Here is a 334-nt window from a genome sequence, read left to right as displayed (position 1 = left end):
CTTTCTTAGCCTCAAGAATAGTATTCTGAGTCATTTGGATACACATTGAACATTTCTCCATTACCCCTCTAGTTCTTACAACTACATCCGGGTTAAGTACCATTCTTCCTAAATCGTTGTTCATGTTGAAATCGAACTTGTCATTTAGGTTATAAGTAAACCAGTTGAAACGTCTTACTTTGTACGGACAGTTGTTTGCACAATATCTGGTACCGATACATCTGTTGTAAGCCATATGGTTTTGACCTTGCTTACCGTGTGAAGTAGCCGCTACCGGACATACAGTTTCACATGGAGCGTGGTTACAGTGCTGACACATTACTGGCTGGAAGAT

1 protein-coding gene is annotated in these 334 nt (G+C 40.4%); it reads right to left on the bottom strand.

Features of this window, described 5'->3' with window-relative positions; all coding sequences use genetic code 11:
• A partial coding sequence (locus tag GB932_RS21905) for a 4Fe-4S dicluster domain-containing protein (RefSeq protein ID WP_497755938.1) occupies positions 1 to 319 on the bottom strand: 319 nt, incomplete at its 3' end.
• Positions 320 to 334 lie beyond the last annotated feature (15 nt).

It is taken from the genome of Microbacterium karelineae (assembly GCF_009745985.1).
GTDB lineage: Bacteria > Actinomycetota > Actinomycetes > Actinomycetales > Microbacteriaceae > Microbacterium > Microbacterium karelineae.
Note: the sequence above shows the minus strand (reverse complement) of the source record. Positions and strands in the feature narration are given on the sequence as shown.